Origin of the sequence: Paraburkholderia sp. BR10937, assembly GCF_040965695.1 — a bacterium.
Classification (GTDB): domain Bacteria; phylum Pseudomonadota; class Gammaproteobacteria; order Burkholderiales; family Burkholderiaceae; genus Paraburkholderia.
Window position 1 is genome coordinate 20,600 of record NZ_JBFRCL010000046.1, and the last position, 16,509, is coordinate 37,108.

The 16,509-nt window shown below is 59.9% G+C and carries 12 protein-coding genes and 1 pseudogene; all 13 read right to left on the bottom strand.

The window, feature by feature from the left end:
• Positions 1-144 precede the first annotated feature (144 nt).
• Positions 145-429: a PAAR domain-containing protein gene (locus AB4Y44_RS30345; RefSeq protein WP_342924655.1), complete on the bottom strand. Its 285-nt coding sequence runs from the start codon at positions 427-429 to the stop codon at positions 145-147.
• Between the two features lie 127 nt (positions 430-556).
• Positions 557-1,411: pseudogene (locus tag AB4Y44_RS30350) on the bottom strand (hypothetical protein); the annotation flags it as partial.
• Positions 1,412-1,495: 84 nt separating this feature from the next.
• On the bottom strand, positions 1,496-2,422 hold the full coding sequence (locus AB4Y44_RS30355) for a DUF6708 domain-containing protein (RefSeq protein ID WP_368701641.1): 927 nt from the start codon (positions 2,420-2,422) through the stop codon (positions 1,496-1,498).
• A gap of 189 nt (positions 2,423-2,611) precedes the next feature.
• Entirely contained in the window at positions 2,612-2,899 is a 288-nt protein-coding gene (locus AB4Y44_RS30360) for a PAAR domain-containing protein (RefSeq protein WP_368701642.1), read from the bottom strand.
• Positions 2,900-2,991: 92 nt separating this feature from the next.
• A complete protein-coding gene (locus tag AB4Y44_RS30365) occupies positions 2,992-3,648 on the bottom strand; it encodes a hypothetical protein (RefSeq protein ID WP_368701643.1) in 657 nt (218 codons plus the stop codon).
• The gene (locus AB4Y44_RS30370) at positions 3,623-5,992 is read right to left on the bottom strand and encodes a hypothetical protein (protein ID WP_368701644.1); all 2,370 of its coding nucleotides are present in this window, start codon (positions 5,990-5,992) and stop codon (positions 3,623-3,625) included. The genes AB4Y44_RS30365 and AB4Y44_RS30370 overlap by 26 nt, the downstream gene beginning before the upstream one ends.
• 5 nt (positions 5,993-5,997) lie before the next feature.
• Complete coding sequence (locus AB4Y44_RS30375) at positions 5,998-8,523, bottom strand: type VI secretion system Vgr family protein (protein ID WP_368701645.1); 2,526 nt, start codon at positions 8,521-8,523, stop codon at positions 5,998-6,000.
• Positions 8,524-8,525: 2 nt separating this feature from the next.
• Positions 8,526-9,647: a type VI secretion system protein TssA gene (gene tssA, locus AB4Y44_RS30380; RefSeq protein ID WP_368701646.1), complete on the bottom strand. Its 1,122-nt coding sequence runs from the start codon at positions 9,645-9,647 to the stop codon at positions 8,526-8,528.
• 69 nt (positions 9,648-9,716) lie between these two features.
• Entirely contained in the window at positions 9,717-12,377 is a 2,661-nt protein-coding gene (gene tssH, locus AB4Y44_RS30385; RefSeq protein WP_368701647.1) for a type VI secretion system ATPase TssH, read from the bottom strand.
• A gap of 31 nt (positions 12,378-12,408) precedes the next feature.
• The gene (tssG, locus tag AB4Y44_RS30390) at positions 12,409-13,494 is read right to left on the bottom strand and encodes a type VI secretion system baseplate subunit TssG (protein ID WP_368701648.1); all 1,086 of its coding nucleotides are present in this window, start codon (positions 13,492-13,494) and stop codon (positions 12,409-12,411) included.
• A complete protein-coding gene (gene tssF / locus AB4Y44_RS30395) occupies positions 13,458-15,296 on the bottom strand; it encodes a type VI secretion system baseplate subunit TssF (protein WP_342924645.1) in 1,839 nt (612 codons plus the stop codon). The genes tssG and tssF overlap by 37 nt, the downstream gene beginning before the upstream one ends.
• Positions 15,297-15,364: 68 nt before the next feature.
• Positions 15,365-15,844, bottom strand: a complete 480-nt coding sequence (gene tssE / locus AB4Y44_RS30400; RefSeq protein WP_342924644.1) for a type VI secretion system baseplate subunit TssE — start codon at positions 15,842-15,844, stop codon at positions 15,365-15,367.
• Between the two features lie 81 nt (positions 15,845-15,925).
• The gene (locus tag AB4Y44_RS30405) at positions 15,926-16,429 is read right to left on the bottom strand and encodes a type VI secretion system tube protein Hcp (protein WP_324162172.1); all 504 of its coding nucleotides are present in this window, start codon (positions 16,427-16,429) and stop codon (positions 15,926-15,928) included.
• Between the last annotated feature and the right edge of the window lie 80 nt (positions 16,430-16,509).

The window sequence follows — 16,509 nt, forward strand, 5'->3', positions numbered from 1 at the left end:
GATGACGGCGACGAGTGTGGGTCGTGACCAGCCAATTGCATCGAACGATACGAGTGATGGGCGGGTAAGGAATCGGCGGATTGAGTTTCGGGCGGGGTTGTAGGGGGACGGTCCTCGGGCCGATCATCGAAAGCACAAATCGCTTCAGGCGGAAAGCGTTCCCGTGGTTTGCGATGCCACAAGCTTCGGCTGGGGTTGACAGTGGCACTGACACAGGTCGCCTTCGAGAGCGACCTGTTTCCCCATTACCGTCAGCGTGTGCGGAGTTCCATCCGACACGATGACACCTTGGGTATTGCAGGTGTGGCACATGACGGGCGCTCCGATATAGGCCATCGGCCTCCCGGAAAACGAAGACCCCTCGATGCCTTCCATCACGACGCCGTTGTGATCGGTCTTGTCGTCTTTCAGTATGAATTTGCGAGTCATATCTGCTCCCTGAGATTTTTCGCTGATCCAACTTTAGTAGCGCTTGCCACGAATGTGTCGGGCTTTGCGACTCCTCTATTGCCTCAGGCCAGACCGGCTCCCTGCATGTTTTCCAGCTGAGCCATGCGCACACGGACTGGAGATACCCCAATGGAGCCGTTCTCTTGACCATGTCGCCATTTCCCTGTTGAATCAGAATCTTGTCATCGCAGGTGGCGATCCAGCGGGCGGCAGCAAACGAGGTCGTTGTGGGCAACAATTCGTCGACCACGACGGCAGCCGGACCGCCTTCCATATACCGACGAACGAATTCCAGGCGTCCCTTCAGACGCTCCATCGTGGCTGCGCCCGCCTCGGTGGTCTCATCGTCAAATGACATAAGGCGCGGACCGATAGAGAACGATTGAACGACGTTCGAGCGGTCGTCAAGAACATGGCAGCGCAAGACGTATGGAATTGCGCGCATGATGGCGTCTCGGGGACGTTTCTCGATGAAGAGGTGAGCCTTTTCCCATGCAACGGATATGACCTCGCTGGAGCCCGCGCCGCGATACGCATGAATCATTCGCGTTTGGCGGTAAAAACGAACGGGTCTTCTGGTCCACGTAAAATTCTCGAGGTGCAACCCCCAGAGGATAAACGCAAGAAGACCGAGGGAAAAGACCAGACCGACGGCCACAGCGGAGTAAGCGAGGACAAGGTCGCTTCCGTGCACACCTGGAGGTGGCGTCATGAAGGCCCACACACAAAAATGGATGAGCATGAATGCCCCCGCGAGGAGCCACGGCCCTCCCCACGTAATGACACCTCGTTGGAGGAACATCACATCGCTCATTTCGAGGAAAGCGTCGTCGATGTCAAACACGGCGTGTCCAGGAAGTGCGCCCGTGCTGATGGGAGCGTCCACCTTGAGATGCTGACGCTTTTCCCAGTCAGACAAGGGTCGCCGAAGCTTGATCCAGATGTTTCCGTCGAATGCCATTCAGGTCATACGCCATATGAAATTCCTCGCGCCTGGTTCGCATATGCGAGCGAGCGGGCACCCTAGACAGAAGAAATGAACGAATCAGGTAACGATTGCAGACGATGACTCGTTGGATTGCGATGCCCGCTGAACTTCTTCTGGCCATACAGGCTTGCGGCCAGTAATCTGCGCGATGAAGTGCAGAAGCACCATGACGAGCATAGGTGCAGCGATAATGGCGCCGAGTGTGTTCATAAACGAGTTCGTTTCGCGCGCTTCCTTGAAGTCATGAAAATAGACGTTGAAAGATGCCTTGATTGAGGGTCCCTCTGGCATATATTCCCTAACGGGCGGCAAACCAGCGGGCCCCTGCTCCATAAATCGGCGAATAAACTCAAAATTGACCAGCACCTGGTCCAGTACGAGTTTGCCCCATCGTCCCGACTCCGATCCCCCGTTTACCGTGCGCAACCCAAAACTGAACGTGTCCTTAATCGTCTTGCCATCCTTCGCGAGCACAAAGCAACGCATGACGGTCGGAGCTCCACCAAACATCGGACCAGACGTCTGACGATGTGCATAAAAGAAGGCCTCGTCCCAGGGTACCGCGATTACACCACCCGGGCCATTGTGGCGAAAAGCATAGACCATACGGTTTTTTCGGTTGAACCGGACCGTCTTGTGGCGATAGCCGAAGCAATCCCTCAGCAGCAGCAGAACGCACACGATACATCCAGCCACGCCGAAAGGCACCAGCGTCCAGAATATCGCCGCTTCCGAAGCGGTACTGATGGCCTTCCAAGTCAGGAACGCGAATGGAAAGAACCCGATGATGAAGGCGAGTAGTCCCCAACCAAGCTGTTGATACGAAGCATCACAGACATCCAGATACACATCGTTCATGCGAAAAACCGTATGCTTGTCGTTCGCTTCAGCCGCCGCGGACTTATGGATGTCGAGACGACGCCGAGCCTCCTCTTCGGTAAGCCGCCGGTTTATGGATACCTGCGTCAGATAGTCGTAAGTCATATAGTCTTAGAGGCGCTGCGAACCCCAGATCCACCGCAGCGGAAGCTTCGATGTCAACTATCGGCCAGAAACTAAGGGGTGGCGACATTTCCGGGCGACCGAGTTGTGTTTCCGATCAATCGCTGTCACCGATGAGTTGTCGCACGCTCATTTCCGTCCGCACCGCGTCGTCACAGCCCGTTAAGATCATCATGCGTCGACTGACATCAACTGCTGCGAAGCAACGAGTTTCGGCGCCGGATCACATTCGCAGATGCAGAGATCGTCGCTCAATGCCGCATGCCGGCCGTCTGGCGCGGTCATCACTTGACGTGGACCATCGCATTTGTTTTTTCCCGTAGTGTCGCATGCGGGGCATCGCACATCGTCACCTTCGTGGGCGATATCGCGTCCGCCGAATTGGACCACGTTTGACGCAGCGACCACCGTACCGTTCGCGGCGGTCCGGTCGCCATTGAGGATCAGGTAGCGTTTCATAAGGCTCGAATTACTCTCTGCCCCATCCCAATTCACTTATGAATGATGTGTCCATGCGTTTTTCTAACCTTACGACATGGACTCCGCCTTCGTTACTTAGCCTGCTTGAATAGATCATTGCAAGCTTCGGGCTCGACAAACACCCGCTTATTATTAGCGATATCCCAAACACCGGGATATGCTTCCTTGCTACAGTCTATTTGACCACTAGGCGCGACATAACGACCGTCAGGCGAAATGGTTGAAGAACCGGCATCGCCAGATGCCGAGAATGCCGTTTTCTTCAACTGATTGATGCTCTTCGCCGCTATATATGCACCATCCAGGTTTACCAGATTGTTCTTGCTTCCAATCCTTGCGACCGTCGCAAGGTAGGTCATTGGATGGGTGCTTACAAAATCCAGGGAAACGTAAACAGCCTTTGATACGTTGATATCCGACAAAAATCCAACACCCTTTGGAATTTCGGCAACGTGCAGAGCGCTCCCAGCCCGACATTTCTTTAGATCAGACATCAGCACGTATCCGCGTTCTGACACGATGACGGCTTGGCCGTCTGCGCTCTCCACCGCAAACGTCGGCGCAGCATCGAGAGCGCATTGTATATTCCCATCTTTCGATGATTTAATGATGAACTTTCCATCTATCGATAAATCATCGTCTGCATAACATCCCTGCGCAAAAATAACCGGCGCAGTCACAAGAAAAAAAGCCATCACATTTCTAAGACAAAATATCTTTCGCAACACGTGTATCCTCCCATCTATCCCTATCCGCCAACAAGGCACCATTGATTGCTCGCGTGACACTCTGAGAAATCGCAAATTCAGCCCTTTTTCCCGAATCGCTTGTTGCGGATTCTGCGTTATCCGCATCAATTGCTTTCGCAACGGCCGGTCTCTCACAACGCAAATAAAATCCGCCACTGTCAATGCAATTCTCCGGAAGCGCCACCTTCTGTGGACTGTCGATCTCCGCCGGCTTCCGTGTCATGCTACTTCTGTGGCGCGCGTGATACGCCGGATCATCCCACCAATTCTTGGTGAAATCAGTTTCCGACAACCACCCCCTAAATAACCAGTAGTCTGCGTAGTTGCTGCGTCCCGTTAGTTGTTTAAACCCACGACCTCTAAATTTTTGCGCATCCTCGAAGTCGCAATTCCCCAATTCCCAATCGTACGAACCTGTGATATATCCGCCGTGGCTGTTGTATTTTTTGGAGCGGAACCAAGCGTCATCTTCGGCAGGAGTCGCTCCGTACCAGTGCCCCAAGCCCGACTCCGCTACCGTAGACGCGGGATTTTCCGCTGTCCCATGAAACCCTATCGCATCAAGTTGCCCGAGCATACTTGTTTCTTGCATTGACGCCAACCATCCGCTTTCAACCGCACCTTGTCCGAGAAAATGTGCCAGCCTTACCGGCGAAGTCAACCCATACTTTCTCACTGCAAGATTCAAAGGCACAAGATACGTCGATCGCAACTGGGGAGCCTGCGAACGTTTGTGTCTGCTATATCTGCTGTCCGAATATATTTGCTCAAATTCTTTCATACTCAACCAACCACACCCGCGGAAGGTGCGAATGAATTGCATCGGATGAAAGAACCAGAGATTGCCGTCAGGAAGCCCAGTCTTGTCCCAGAACTGAAATTTTTCCAATAGTGCGAGGAAGTCGCCGTAACCGCCCGGATTCGTTTGCTGCTGCCTGCCGTAGAAGCCATCTGGTTCGTTCAGCCTCGCGTATCGAGCGGAATTGTGTGTCTTATTCCATTCCGTTGGAGCCTCACAAACCAACTTTCGCAGTTTGGCTCGAACCGAATCGTTACCCTTAACGTAGTCGCTCAGCGCGTCCTCGTCCTCGTATTCCTTTGCATCGGGCGATTTCGGCTGGACAACCCCGAGGATCTTCTGCAGTTTGTCAATATCGCATATGCCGTCATCGCTGTAGGGTGTATTACCCTCGCTAATCTTCTCCCAACCCATAAAAAGGGGGAAATCGGCATCCGACAGCTTCACAACAGAATCTGGGCTGACGTCAACATACCCCTCCTTCCCCGCTGCAAACATCACCCGCATCCACGTAGCGCGTCCTGCACCGACCGCCAGCCTCGGTTGAGGCGACAGAATGCGGCCGAAGCGAAGTAGCTCGTAACCGTCGCTCGGACAACTCGGATATAGACTCTTCGCCCTGTGGTATAGATCGTATTCGTATCCCTGCTCCCGTGCTGGCTGCGACGTGAGTAGAGTTTTCGTGCCATCAGGCGAGATGATCCATACGCTTGTGAATTTGTCGCCTTTGTAAAACCAAGTTTCCACGTGCAACGCGTTTCCGTCGTTCGTTCCATCCACCAACGGCACAAATTCGACTCCGTTAAGCGTATATACGATACCGCCGTGAGGCTTGTGGTGGCTAGTGGCGCCGTCGGGCAGCTTCTTGAACGTCTGGCCTGGCGGAATGACGAAGTAGCTGTGCCCCCAATAGTCAGTGCTACCTGGCGTGGTGGGCTTTTTGTCGTCGAGCTTCGTACCACCGAAGTAAGTATTGAAATCAGCCGGCAGCATGAAAATTTCGAAATGGATATGCCGCTGACCATGGCAGGCTCCCGGCAAACCGAGCACATCTTTCCGATGCACCTTCAGTGTGCTGCTGCCCGCAACCCCATCATCAGGCGTGGCCTTCTGCAGGAATTTCGGCAACGCCTGGACCATGGACGCCGCCCCGGCAGCCCCGTAACTGTCCAGATCCAACAGATGCATATAGAGGGAGTAGAATGTGATGGATCGGCCGTCACCCGTGTCGGTGTGATGTTTGAGCAGCACGAAGCCCGGATTGCTGTCGAGCGTTCCCGCTCCGCCGTCGATCGCCTTCTGGCTCACGCGATACGCGACAACCTCTCCGTCGGCGACCGCGCGTACTGGGTCTCCCTTGTTATCAGGCATAAGATGCACACCGGTATGCCAGCGCCGGTCAAACGCAATCGGATAGACTCCGTGTGCAAGCTCGAATGCGCTTACCGCAGTCATCAACGGATCGTCGTCTGAAGCGGCATTGTCCGTCACACCCGCAAGCAGGAAGGGGGGGCTGATGATCATCGTTGTTATCGTGACAGGTTATAGACGTTGGTGATTTTCAGATCGCCCTGAGGAAGCGATGGCAGCGGCATATCGAGGCTCGCAGGGCCTTCGAAGGAGTGTGAAGCCGCTTTAACAGTGAACTTGCCCGGGCAGCGAATTTCGACGTTGCCGTTCTCGATCGTGATACTTGCGCCTCCACTCGTCACCACCACCTTCTGGCTTGCAGCAACCAGCACATCCTGACCGGCGCTCGTCACTCGTAGTTGCTTATCTGAAATCAGATCCATCCCGTCGCTCTGTGCCTGAATCTCGACCTTCCCCTTCGCCGCAAAGAACTTCATCCCGGCGTTCTGAACGAACAGGCTAATTTTCTCGGCCACGCTGACGATCAGCGACTTTCCGGATGCGACATGAGTGCTTTGTCCGCTGACGAGATTCAGATGCTGGTCGGACGTAATGCGCGTCGACTTCTCGGAGGAAATGCCTATGCCGGACGGGCTGGCCAACAATATGAGCGGCTCCTGGAACGCATTTGCGCTTCCGGTCCCTCCTCCTGCCGTTCGGCCGCCGCTCGACGACCCTGATACAGTATGTTGTGCCGCCGACGAATATTGTTTGAGCGAGTCGAGTTCTGTCTGCAGATCCTCGGCGTTGCGCTGTCTGGCTGCGTCGGAGAGACCCTTGGTTACGTTCTCGGCGCGCGAAAGCTGTTGCTGCGCACTGGAAGTATCTAACGGTTGGCTTCCTTGCGAAGTGGTGTGCGTCGTCACATACAGCCCTTTGCTCGCTCTCACCGCACCGTACGAATCCGTCTTTAGATCGAATCCTGAGCCAAGATATGAACCGCGTGTATTTCCACTCTGGTCGATCAGGTACCCCAGGTGCAGCAGGCTATTCCCTGTGCTGCTAAACAACCTCGCCCGATTCTGCCCAGTCGCATCGTCGAGAACCATTTCGTTATAGCCGGAACCCGAATACTCCTTCGACCGGTAGCCCGAGAGAATACCGTTGCTGTGCCACTGCGGCTGGACACTCCCGTTGTAGACGCGATGCAGGACGATGGGCCGATCGCAATCTCCGCCCACATACCCGATCAGCACTTCCTCGCCAACTCGAGGAACGTGAACACTCCCGTATCCACCACCCGTATCCGACTGCGCGACCCGCACCCAGCACGAAGCGCCCGCATCCCCAGAATTCTGCCGGTCCCAGATGAACATCACCTTCACGCGGTTCAGTTCGTCCGTGTAGACCTCTTCGCCCTGCGGACCGACGACGATAGCCGTCTCCAGGTGCATTTCCGGCTTCTTGTGCTCGAACGGGCTGCGGTACGGAACCGTCACGCGCTGCGCCTCGACTTCGACCAGAAAAAAACCGGCGGAACCGTCTTCCTGTGTAACAGTTTCTCCGGTGTGCCCGGCCTTGGCTCGTGCCAGTTCGTTCTGCAGGCTGTGGGGAAAGCTCGCTTCGTGGTCCGAAAGCGGCAGGTTGTTCTCGATGTACCGACGCACCTTGATCGCGGCAAATTCTCGCTGGCTCGCCGAATCGTGATCGTGCTTCGGGTGACCGGTCAATTCGAAGCGCAGTCCCGCGTCGATACCGCGAACGCCACCCGCCGCGTAGAAACGCTTGGCCCGCGATTCCCACTCTTCCAGATGAACCCTTGAAAGCTGCTCGCCGCGAGTCTGATCCGAGTACGTATATGCACCGGTATATTCGTAGACCTCAGCTTGCTCGGGCAAATCCCCCTGGTTCGCCATCGTCGGCAGCGTTGTCCCTTTGGGATTGACCGCCGACGAAGGCGCCTTGTAGTCGAACGTGCGAGTCGTATGCACGGTGCTCTGCAACGTCCGCGAGCCTGACCACTGCGTGAAGGCGTCCGTTTCACTGCCAGTGCCCGACCGGTAGAACGTAACTGGATTCCGCGACACCTCGTCGAGCGAGTGGATGTCGTCGGTCACGACCAGCGTGTGCGATTTACCGTCCTTGGCCTGCCGCCAGAAGCCGAACAGACCTTCTTCCTCCATCAGCCGGTGCACAAAGTTCCAGTCAGTTTCGCTCTGGCGACAATACGAGCGTTGCGGCAGCGGCTTGCTCAAGGCGAACTGGAACTGTCCGCGCGCCTGCGGATGCTCGTTGAATACGTCCGTGATGATGGCGTCGGCGCTCTTGTCCTGCCAGTACCGCATGTCGCTGCGGAACCGCAGAAAGTGCATCCATGAGGCGTAGGTCAGCTGGTAACTCGTGAAGCTGCCGTCCGCGCCGAGCCTTCGGGCCGTATGAATATAGCCGTTGACCGGGAGATAGGACTTGTCCGCCTGCTGAATCCACAGCGTCATTGGCTGCGCGATGAGCTTCTTGAGTTCGATGTCGCCCGCCGTGGACACCAGATCGAGCGTGCCACTGAAATCGCGCCCCAGTTCAGAACAAAGAACTGCTCTGCGCGGCACAAGCGCACTGTCCGGCAACGCTGGAATATCGGTCTTGATCAGGCGGTCCTGCTGGATCAGACCACCCTGAATGACCTGAACAAGTTCAGTAAGATTCATGCTCAACCCGCATCATCCGTCTTCACACCAAGCATCTCGCGAATTTGCGCGAGCGTGCCATCGTCTTTCACCACGGTCGAAAGCCACTTGTGCAGCGGCATTTCCGCCCACTCGGCCGCTTTGTCCGCAAGATAAGCGGCGGGGCTATGCGGTTCGGTCTCGCGAAAGAAGACCGCCACCGCACGCAGTTGCGCAACGGCTTCGGCACGGCTCTGTATGCCCGCGTACGCGCGGACCGGCATTCGAATCGGATTCGCCATGGTGTCCTCAACGGGCAAAGGTGTCTTGAAGCTCGGTTCTGCGCGTTCGACAGCCACGGGCGAAGCGGCCGGTTGCACGGCAGGCTCCAAAGCCTCCGCATTCAGGTTCACGCCCACGTCACGCGCGAACCGCTCCGCAAGTCCATACACGCTCTCGTTGGCCTCGCGCGCTTGCCGGAAGCTCGGCGCCGCATCACCGGCTCGCGCCTTGAGCACCAAATCGAGCGCAGCGAGAGCGGCTTCGAATGCTTTCAACTGCGCGAGCAACGTTCGATAGAACGAAGCCGGCGTGGCCCGCTTCGAGGCGTCGATCTGCTCAACCGAAGGCTTGCCGCGCGCGATATCGTCTGCGTGATCCGGATCGCGCTTGACTGCCTGCGCGACGTGCATCGCGACATCCCAGTCGATCGCGCTGAACGCCACACCCGACTGCGTGAGCGGCACCGAGCGCAGCAATTCAGCCGTGCGCCCCGCGAGCCACGCGACATTGCCAAGCCGATACTCCGTGTCGTCGCCTTCGGGCAGTGGATGAACCTGCTCCCAATACTGATCGACGAGTCCGGCCAGGAGCGCATAGCCCTGCGTGAGTCCCGGCACGCCCTCTTGAATCGCGAGCGCCTCGGTGAGCCACACGGCGAGCCGCAAGTCCTTCGTCTGTGTGCGCAGCATTGCCGTGCAACGCTCGACGACGAAAGGCCAGTCGGCTTCCTTGATCTCGGTGATCCACTCGCCCTGGTCGAGCGACGGGTCGTCGAAGCGGCGTGCATGCTGAATCGCGTCGAAATCCGCCGAAAACAGCAGGTCGGCGCCGCACGGCGACGCTTCATTAATAGGCGCTAGCAGCGCGGTCGTGTCAGTCGACATGGCGTTCTACAAAAGGGCTAAGGCGGCGGGCTTCGAGCGAAGCGCGGCGGCCGCGTTTCATGGTCATGGTCATTGCACCGCGTACTCGAACTCACCTGCATCATCGGCGCGCACGCTCACGCGCGCGAGCGACGTGCCCTGCGCGATGCGCTCCAGAATCTGCTGCGCGAGTTCCGGCAAGAGCGTGCCATTCAGAATGTGATCGACGTTGCGCGCGCCCGAATCGACTTCGGTGCATCGCGCGAGCACTGCATCGACGAGCGACTCGTCCCACGCGAACGTCGCGCCATGGTTTGCCTCGACGCGGCGGCGAATGCGCTCCAGCTTCAGCTCGATGATCTCCGCGAGCACGTCATCGGAAATCGGGTAATACGGCACGACTTTCATGCGGCCGAGGAAAGCAGGTTTGAACGACTTGTACAGTTGCGGGCGCAGCAGCTCTGCCAGCGCCTCAGCGTCAGGCAGCTCTTCAGCGGACTTGTTCAGGCAGGCCTGCATGACCGCAGTCGAGCCCACATTCGATGTGAGGATGATGAGCGTGTTGCGAAAGTCGATCGCACGGCCCTCGGCGTCGTCCATCGTGCCTTTGTCGAAAACCTGGAAGAACATTTCCAGCACGTCGGGATGGGCCTTTTCCACTTCGTCGAGCAGTACGACCGAATACGGGTTCCGGCGCACGGCCTCGGTCAGCACACCACCCTCGCCATAGCCCACATAGCCGGGCGGCGAGCCCTTCAGGCCCGATACGCTGTGCGCCTCCTGATACTCGCTCATGTTGATGGTGATGAGCTTGCGCTCGCCGCCGTAGAGAATGTCCGCCAATGCGAGTGCCGTCTCCGTCTTGCCCACGCCGGACGGTCCCACGAACATGAAGACGCCGCGCGGCTTGTTCGGGTCCTCCAGGTTCGCGCCCGCCGTGCGCACGCGCTGCGCGATCGCTTCGAGTGCGTGATCCTGGCCGATCACGCGCTCGGCCAGCAGCGGTTGAAGATTCAGCATGGTCTGGATCTCGTCCTTCACCATGCGGCCCAGCGGAATACCGGTCCATGAAGCAACGATTTCCGCCACCACGTGCGCATCGACCTGCAACGGCACCATCGGCGCGTTCTGCTGCAGCGCGTGCAGGCGCGCGATGAGCGGCGGCAACGATTCGCGCGCGGGATAGGCTTCGCGCATTCGTTCGGATGACGTACTGTCTTCGCGCGCCGCATCGATCTGGCCGCGCAGTTTCGTGATCTGCGCCACGAGTTCGCGCTCCTCGGCGTGGCGCGCCTCGCCTTCTGCCAGTTCGCGAGCGGCAGCGTCGCGCGCCTCGCGCAGCGCCACGAGGCGCTCCTCATGCTCGGCGCCATGCACGGTTTCCCGCTCGAGCGAGGCGATCTCCGCTTCGATACGTTCGATGCGCTTCTTGCCGTCATCGATCGCGCCAGGCGTAGCGCCCTGCGCGAGCGCGACCCTGGCGCACGCGGTATCGAGCACGCTCACGGCCTTGTCGGGCAGTTGCCGCGCGCTGATATACCGATGCGAAAGCCGCACGGCTTCGGTAATCGCCTCGTCGAGAATGCGCACGTCGAAGTGGCGCTCCATGAGCCCCACCATACCGCGCAGCATCGCCGCCGCAAGCGTTTCGTCGGGCTCCTCGATCTTGACCACCTGAAAACGCCGCGCCAAAGCCGCATCTTTCTCGAAGTAGCGTTTGTACTCGCTCCACGTCGTCGCGGCGATGGTGCGCAGCTCGCCACGCGCGAGCGCCGGCTTGAGCAGGTTCGCCGCATCGTTCTGGCCCGCCTGACCGCCTGCGCCGATGATGGTATGCGCCTCGTCGATGAAGAGCACGATGGGCTGTGCACTCTTTTTCACCTCGTCGATTACGCTTTTCAGGCGGTTCTCGAACTCGCCCTTCACGCTCGCGCCAGCCTGCAGAAGTCCCATGTCCAGCACGCGCAGCACAACACCGTTCAACGCCTCTGGCACATCGTCCGCGGCGATTCGCAGCGCGAGCCCCTCCACCACGGCCGTCTTGCCCACGCCCGGCTCACCGGTGAGGATCGGGTTGTTCTGGCGGCGGCGCATCAGGATGTCGATTGTCTGGCGGATTTCCGCTTCGCGCCCGATCACCGGGTCGACAAGCCCTTCGCGTGCACGCTGAGTCAGGTCGGTCGTGTAGGTGTCAAGCGCGGGAGTTTTCGATGCGGCCACACTCGTTGTGCTCGCGACTTCACTACCGGCTTCTGCCGCGCCTTCGATCGGCTCGATCTCGACCGAGCCCTCCGTCACTTCATCAAAGCGATGCTTGAGTTCGGCGACGGGAATCTCTGCGAAACGCGCCGACATGCGCTGCGCGAACTGCGCGAGATCTGGCACGCTCAACAGCGCGAGCAACAGATGACCGGAACGGATGCGCCCGATCTGCGAGTCGAGCGACGCAATCAGCCAGGCCTGCTCGAACAGCGCGATCAAATGCGGCGAGAACACCGGCGTGCGCGTATTGCCCGTCTTGAGGCGTTGCAGTTCGCGCTCCAGATCCTCACGCAGCGCATGCGCATCGACGCGCGACGCACGCAGCACGCATGCGAGGTCGCTGGCCGGTTCTTCGAGCAGCGCGAGCAGCACGTGCTCGAGGTCCACTTCGTAGTGCCCGCGCGACAGGCACACACTGGCCGCACGCTCGGTAGCCAGCCGGCAAGTCGTGTTCAGCTTCGCGATCAGGGTTTTCAGGGGCGTGCTCATGTCGTCCGGTCCGGCCTCGGGTCTCGTGTGTTCAATGAATGACGTGCAGTTCGTAGCGCGCGTCGCGGCGGTCGCGGTCGGCTTCGTGCGTACAAAGGAAGGCATCCCAGCCCAGACGCGCGCCGGCGCCCAGGCGGCTTGGCCCGACTTCCTCGCGGCGCAGCACCAGCAGCACCTCGTATTCGAGCGTCACGCGCGCGAGCAGCGTGAGCATGCGTTCGAGCGCGAGCGCGTGTTCCGCGCCCGGCAGAAAGGCCTCATAGTCGGCCTTCGAAAGCGGCCCGATCACGAGGCGCGCACGCATGTCGCGCTGCCAGACGCGCTCGCCCGCAAGCGCCGTTGCACCGAGCATCACGTTGCGCTGGCCGAGCATGGAAAGCTGATCGGGCGGCACGTCGTACCACTTGCCCACGAACTGCTCGACCTGCACGGGCACGCCGAAATAGTCGGAGAGCGTCTGGCGCAGATACGCGGCGGAAACCGGTTGATGACGCGCGGCCACGGCATGACCCGCGATCGCCTCGTCGAAGAGCGCGCCGCCGCCGTCCTGCAGGCTCTCGCGCGATGCATCGTTGGCCACGCCCGCAAGCGCGAGCAGCAGCGGCAGATAGCGTTCGTCGCGATCGAGTTCGTAGTGCAACGGCAGTCGGTACTTCTTCCACGCCGAATAGAACAGCGCCGTGGCGCGGTTCGAGAACACGTCGAAAAACTCGCGCGCCGCGCGGTCGCGCCGCAATTGCTCCCGCGCGACGATCTGCTCTGTATAGTTCAGCGGCAGCGCGCCTTGCGCGCCCAGCAGCCCGAAGAACGCGGGCGTGAGATCCACGCGTTCGAGTTCGCCCGCTTCGAGCGCGGCCGCGCGCTGGCCGGCATCGGCCAGTGGCGCGCCAGCCGCGTCATACGACACGGCGCCCGCGATTTCGCTGGCCGGAAACGCGAGCGACAGCGTGTTGCGAAAGCCGATACGCTGCGGGAGCACGTCGCGCTGCCGCGCGCCGGCCTTGTCGACGAACCAGCGTTCGAGCAGGCGCACCGCCTGGAAAAAACCAAAGCGGTGCGGCTCTTCGAGCAGCCGCTCGATTACGCCAGAATCGATTCGCCGCTGCGGGGACTGCATCGCATGATCTCCTCGCCGGTGCGCCGCGAGACGACGACCAGTTGCACGAAGCTGTTGATATGCACGTAGAGCCCGAAAAACACGTCGATGACGCGTACGAACGTTCCGAGGCTCGTGCCGACGAAGTGGTCCTCGTCGACGGTCAGGCGGATCTCGATGCCGCGCACGAAAGTCGCGAACGGCTTGCCGGGTAGCCATTGCACGGCGGCGCGCTGCTCGACGTCGACGATGCCGTCCATGTGCCGCGCCGACACCGCCGTGCGCCGCAGGTCATACAGCGCGAGCATTTCCTTGAGCGTGGTGGCGCCGTGGTTCACGAGCGAGACGTGGTTGAGCGCGAGATGCGAAATGAGCCGCCAGTGCGCGGCCTGGCGGCGCTCGAAGCGCACGCACGGCGTGGGCCGCATCAAGAGCGCGATGCTGCTCGCAATCGCGCCGCCCTCGAGAAACAGATCGCCGCCTTCGAGTCCCGTCGCAAGCGCTGCAGGCAAGTCGCGGTTGGTACAGGTCAGCTCGAGGCTCAAGGTTTCGTTTTGCTCGGTATCGACTTCGAAGTCGATATCGACGATCGAGATTTCGGTTTCGTAGCCCGGGCTCTTTTGCGCGACGGCTTCGTCGCGTCGGGCGAACCAGTAGTGGCCGGCCCGCATCGATTCGCCGTGCCGCAGCGAATAGAAAGGCCGGAACTCGACGACCGTTTCTTCGTGCGCGCGTTGCCGCACCAGTTGCACGGAGTCGATCGAATAGACCTCATAGGCGAATGCGCGCCGCCCCTCTGCCACAACGGGATACGAGACCGCCTGATGATCGAGCCGAATCGGCTCGCCATGCTGCTTGAAGAGGTTCACCACGGGCGTGCAGAACAGGCGCAGGTGGTGCGCCGCGAGTGCGTCGAGCAAGCGCGCCACGTGCGAGTCGCCGCGCACGTCCTTGAGCACGATATGAAGCGTGAGCCGCTGGCAGCGGCCCGCCGCGGCGGTCATTGCCGCGAGGTCGAAGTCGACGAAATCGAACTTGTCCGGAAACGCGAAATACTCCGTGAGCAGGCGGTACGCGGGGTGTGATTTCGCGGGATAGTCGATCAGCGCGTCAGCCACGTCGAAGCCGGCCTGCGCGAACGGCAGCGCGGAGAGCGCGCGCCAGCGGCCATTGCGTTCGGGCTCGGCGTAAGCGGCGATCGCGTGCACGAACAGGCAGACGCCGAGCGTCGCGGTGAACGACTGCTCGCCGTGCAGGTAAGTGCGCAGCCCGCCGCTTCTCCACGCCGAGAGGTCGAACTGCGGCGACGTCGATTCGAACGTGATCGACAGGACGCCCGTTGCATTCGGCGGGAGCACGGTCGCGCTCGGTGCGATCGCCGCCGGCACGTAACGTGCCTCCGAAATGCGAATCGGCGCGAGCGTCACGTCGTAAGCGGTGCGAAAGCGGCATTGCACGCCGCGGATCGGCCGCGACTTCAGTTCCGTGCCGCGTTCGATCACGGCCGGCTCGGTGAGATTGCCAAGCGCGCCCGCAGCGCCGAACTGGGCGACAGAGCACGAGGGGAACGGGCGCAGATAGTGCGGGTACAGCACCTCGAGCAGCGCCTCGGTGAACTCCGGGTAATCGTCGTCGAGCCGCTTGTTGATGCGCGCGCCAAGCAACGCGAACGACTCGATCATCCGCTCGACGTGCGGGTCTTCGCAGTGCTCCCCCGTCATCGCGAGGCGGGCCGCGATCTTCGGGTAGCGCTGGGCGAATTCACGCGAATAACGCCGCAGGAACGACAGTTCGCGCTCGTAATACGGCAACAGCTCTTCCATCGGTACGCTCCCGCCCCCAAAACTACCTTTGTGTCATGCCATGTCGCGCGCCGCCGGTCGCGGCCGCGTCATGCTTTTGCGCGTGCGCGCGTGACCGAGTACTGCAGCGTCGAGGGCTGCAACATCGCGTCGAAACTCACCGGCTCTTGCGCCGGATGCACCACCAGCAACGCCTGAATCGCAAAGTACAGCGCGTTGGTCGAGCGCTCGTTCAGTTCGAGCGTCACCGTCACGCGCTGCAAACGCGGTTCGTGCCGCTCGATCGCCTGCTGGATCGACTTGCAGATGAACGCGCGATCGTAATGGCTCGCCAGGCTCAAGCCCGCAAAATCGTTCAGCCCGTAGGTCAGGATCGAACGGCGGCACTCGGGCAACATCGCGAGTTCGTGCTCGGTGAACGCGATGCGCGAGTTCAGGATCGACTCCAGATCGCGCGCAACAGTCCCCTTGAGCTCTTCGATTGAAAACTGCCGCACTGCCGCCGGTGCCGGCGAATGCGGATCGTCGTCGAAGAGCTTGTCGAGCAGTCCTGGCTCGAAACGCTTCATCGGTTCAAATAGAGTCGGTCAGCCAGATGAAAGGGGCGCAGGAAGTGCACGCGATCGCGCGCGCCGCCTGCGCGCGCCGCGTCAGACCGCGTAGGTCTTGTCGTTCTTCGTGAGGCTCCATGCGCCTTGCGCATTGCCGCCCTGGTTGCCGCCGATCTTCTGCTGCGTGTACTTCCACTGCACGGCTGCATACTTCAGCGAGAACTGCTCCGTGGGCAGCCCTTCGCCGATCACTTCCGGCGTGATGCTGGAAATGATCACGTACTTGAGCTTGATTTCGAGGTACTTGATGCGGTTGCCCTCGCCGTCCGAGCGCATGAAGTCGATCGTGACTTCGTCGAAAGTCGTACCACCCGAAGCGTGCTGATAGAGCAACGGGCTCACGACGTCGATGTCCTTCAGGAAGCGCATGTCGGCATGCTCGCAACGCTCGACCGTGTGACCGCCCGCCGTCGAGGCCGTTGCCGAACGCGGCTGCAGAATCGAGTGATTCCACGAATCGATTTCGATCCAGCCGGCATGATCCTTGTCCTGCGACTCGCCCTTGATGGCCGGATTGCCGAATTTTAGATAGATGTCCTTCATAACGCCTCGACTCCCCAGAGTGGTGGTTTACGGTAGTTTGCTAACGCGGGCCCGAGGGCGATTCCTCGGGTTGCTTCCCG

Bases quoted from the DNA above. Each gene is read 5' to 3' on its own strand.
- AB4Y44_RS30345 (WP_342924655.1), bottom strand. From the start codon at position 429: ATGACTCGCAAATTCATACTGAAAGACGACAAGACCGATCACAACGGC.
- AB4Y44_RS30355 (WP_368701641.1), bottom strand. From the start codon at position 2,422: ATGACTTACGACTATCTGACGCAGGTATCCATAAACCGGCGGCTTACC.
- AB4Y44_RS30360 (WP_368701642.1), bottom strand. From the start codon at position 2,899: ATGAAACGCTACCTGATCCTCAATGGCGACCGGACCGCCGCGAACGGT.
- AB4Y44_RS30370 (WP_368701644.1), bottom strand. From the start codon at position 5,992: ATGATCATCAGCCCCCCCTTCCTGCTTGCGGGTGTGACGGACAATGCC.
- AB4Y44_RS30375 (WP_368701645.1), bottom strand. From the start codon at position 8,523: ATGAATCTTACTGAACTTGTTCAGGTCATTCAGGGTGGTCTGATCCAG.
- tssA (WP_368701646.1), bottom strand. From the start codon at position 9,647: ATGTCGACTGACACGACCGCGCTGCTAGCGCCTATTAATGAAGCGTCG.
- tssH (WP_368701647.1), bottom strand. From the start codon at position 12,377: ATGAGCACGCCCCTGAAAACCCTGATCGCGAAGCTGAACACGACTTGC.
- tssG (WP_368701648.1), bottom strand. From the start codon at position 13,494: ATGCAGTCCCCGCAGCGGCGAATCGATTCTGGCGTAATCGAGCGGCTG.
- tssF (WP_342924645.1), bottom strand. From the start codon at position 15,296: ATGGAAGAGCTGTTGCCGTATTACGAGCGCGAACTGTCGTTCCTGCGG.
- tssE (WP_342924644.1), bottom strand. From the start codon at position 15,844: ATGAAGCGTTTCGAGCCAGGACTGCTCGACAAGCTCTTCGACGACGAT.
- AB4Y44_RS30405 (WP_324162172.1), bottom strand. From the start codon at position 16,429: ATGAAGGACATCTATCTAAAATTCGGCAATCCGGCCATCAAGGGCGAG.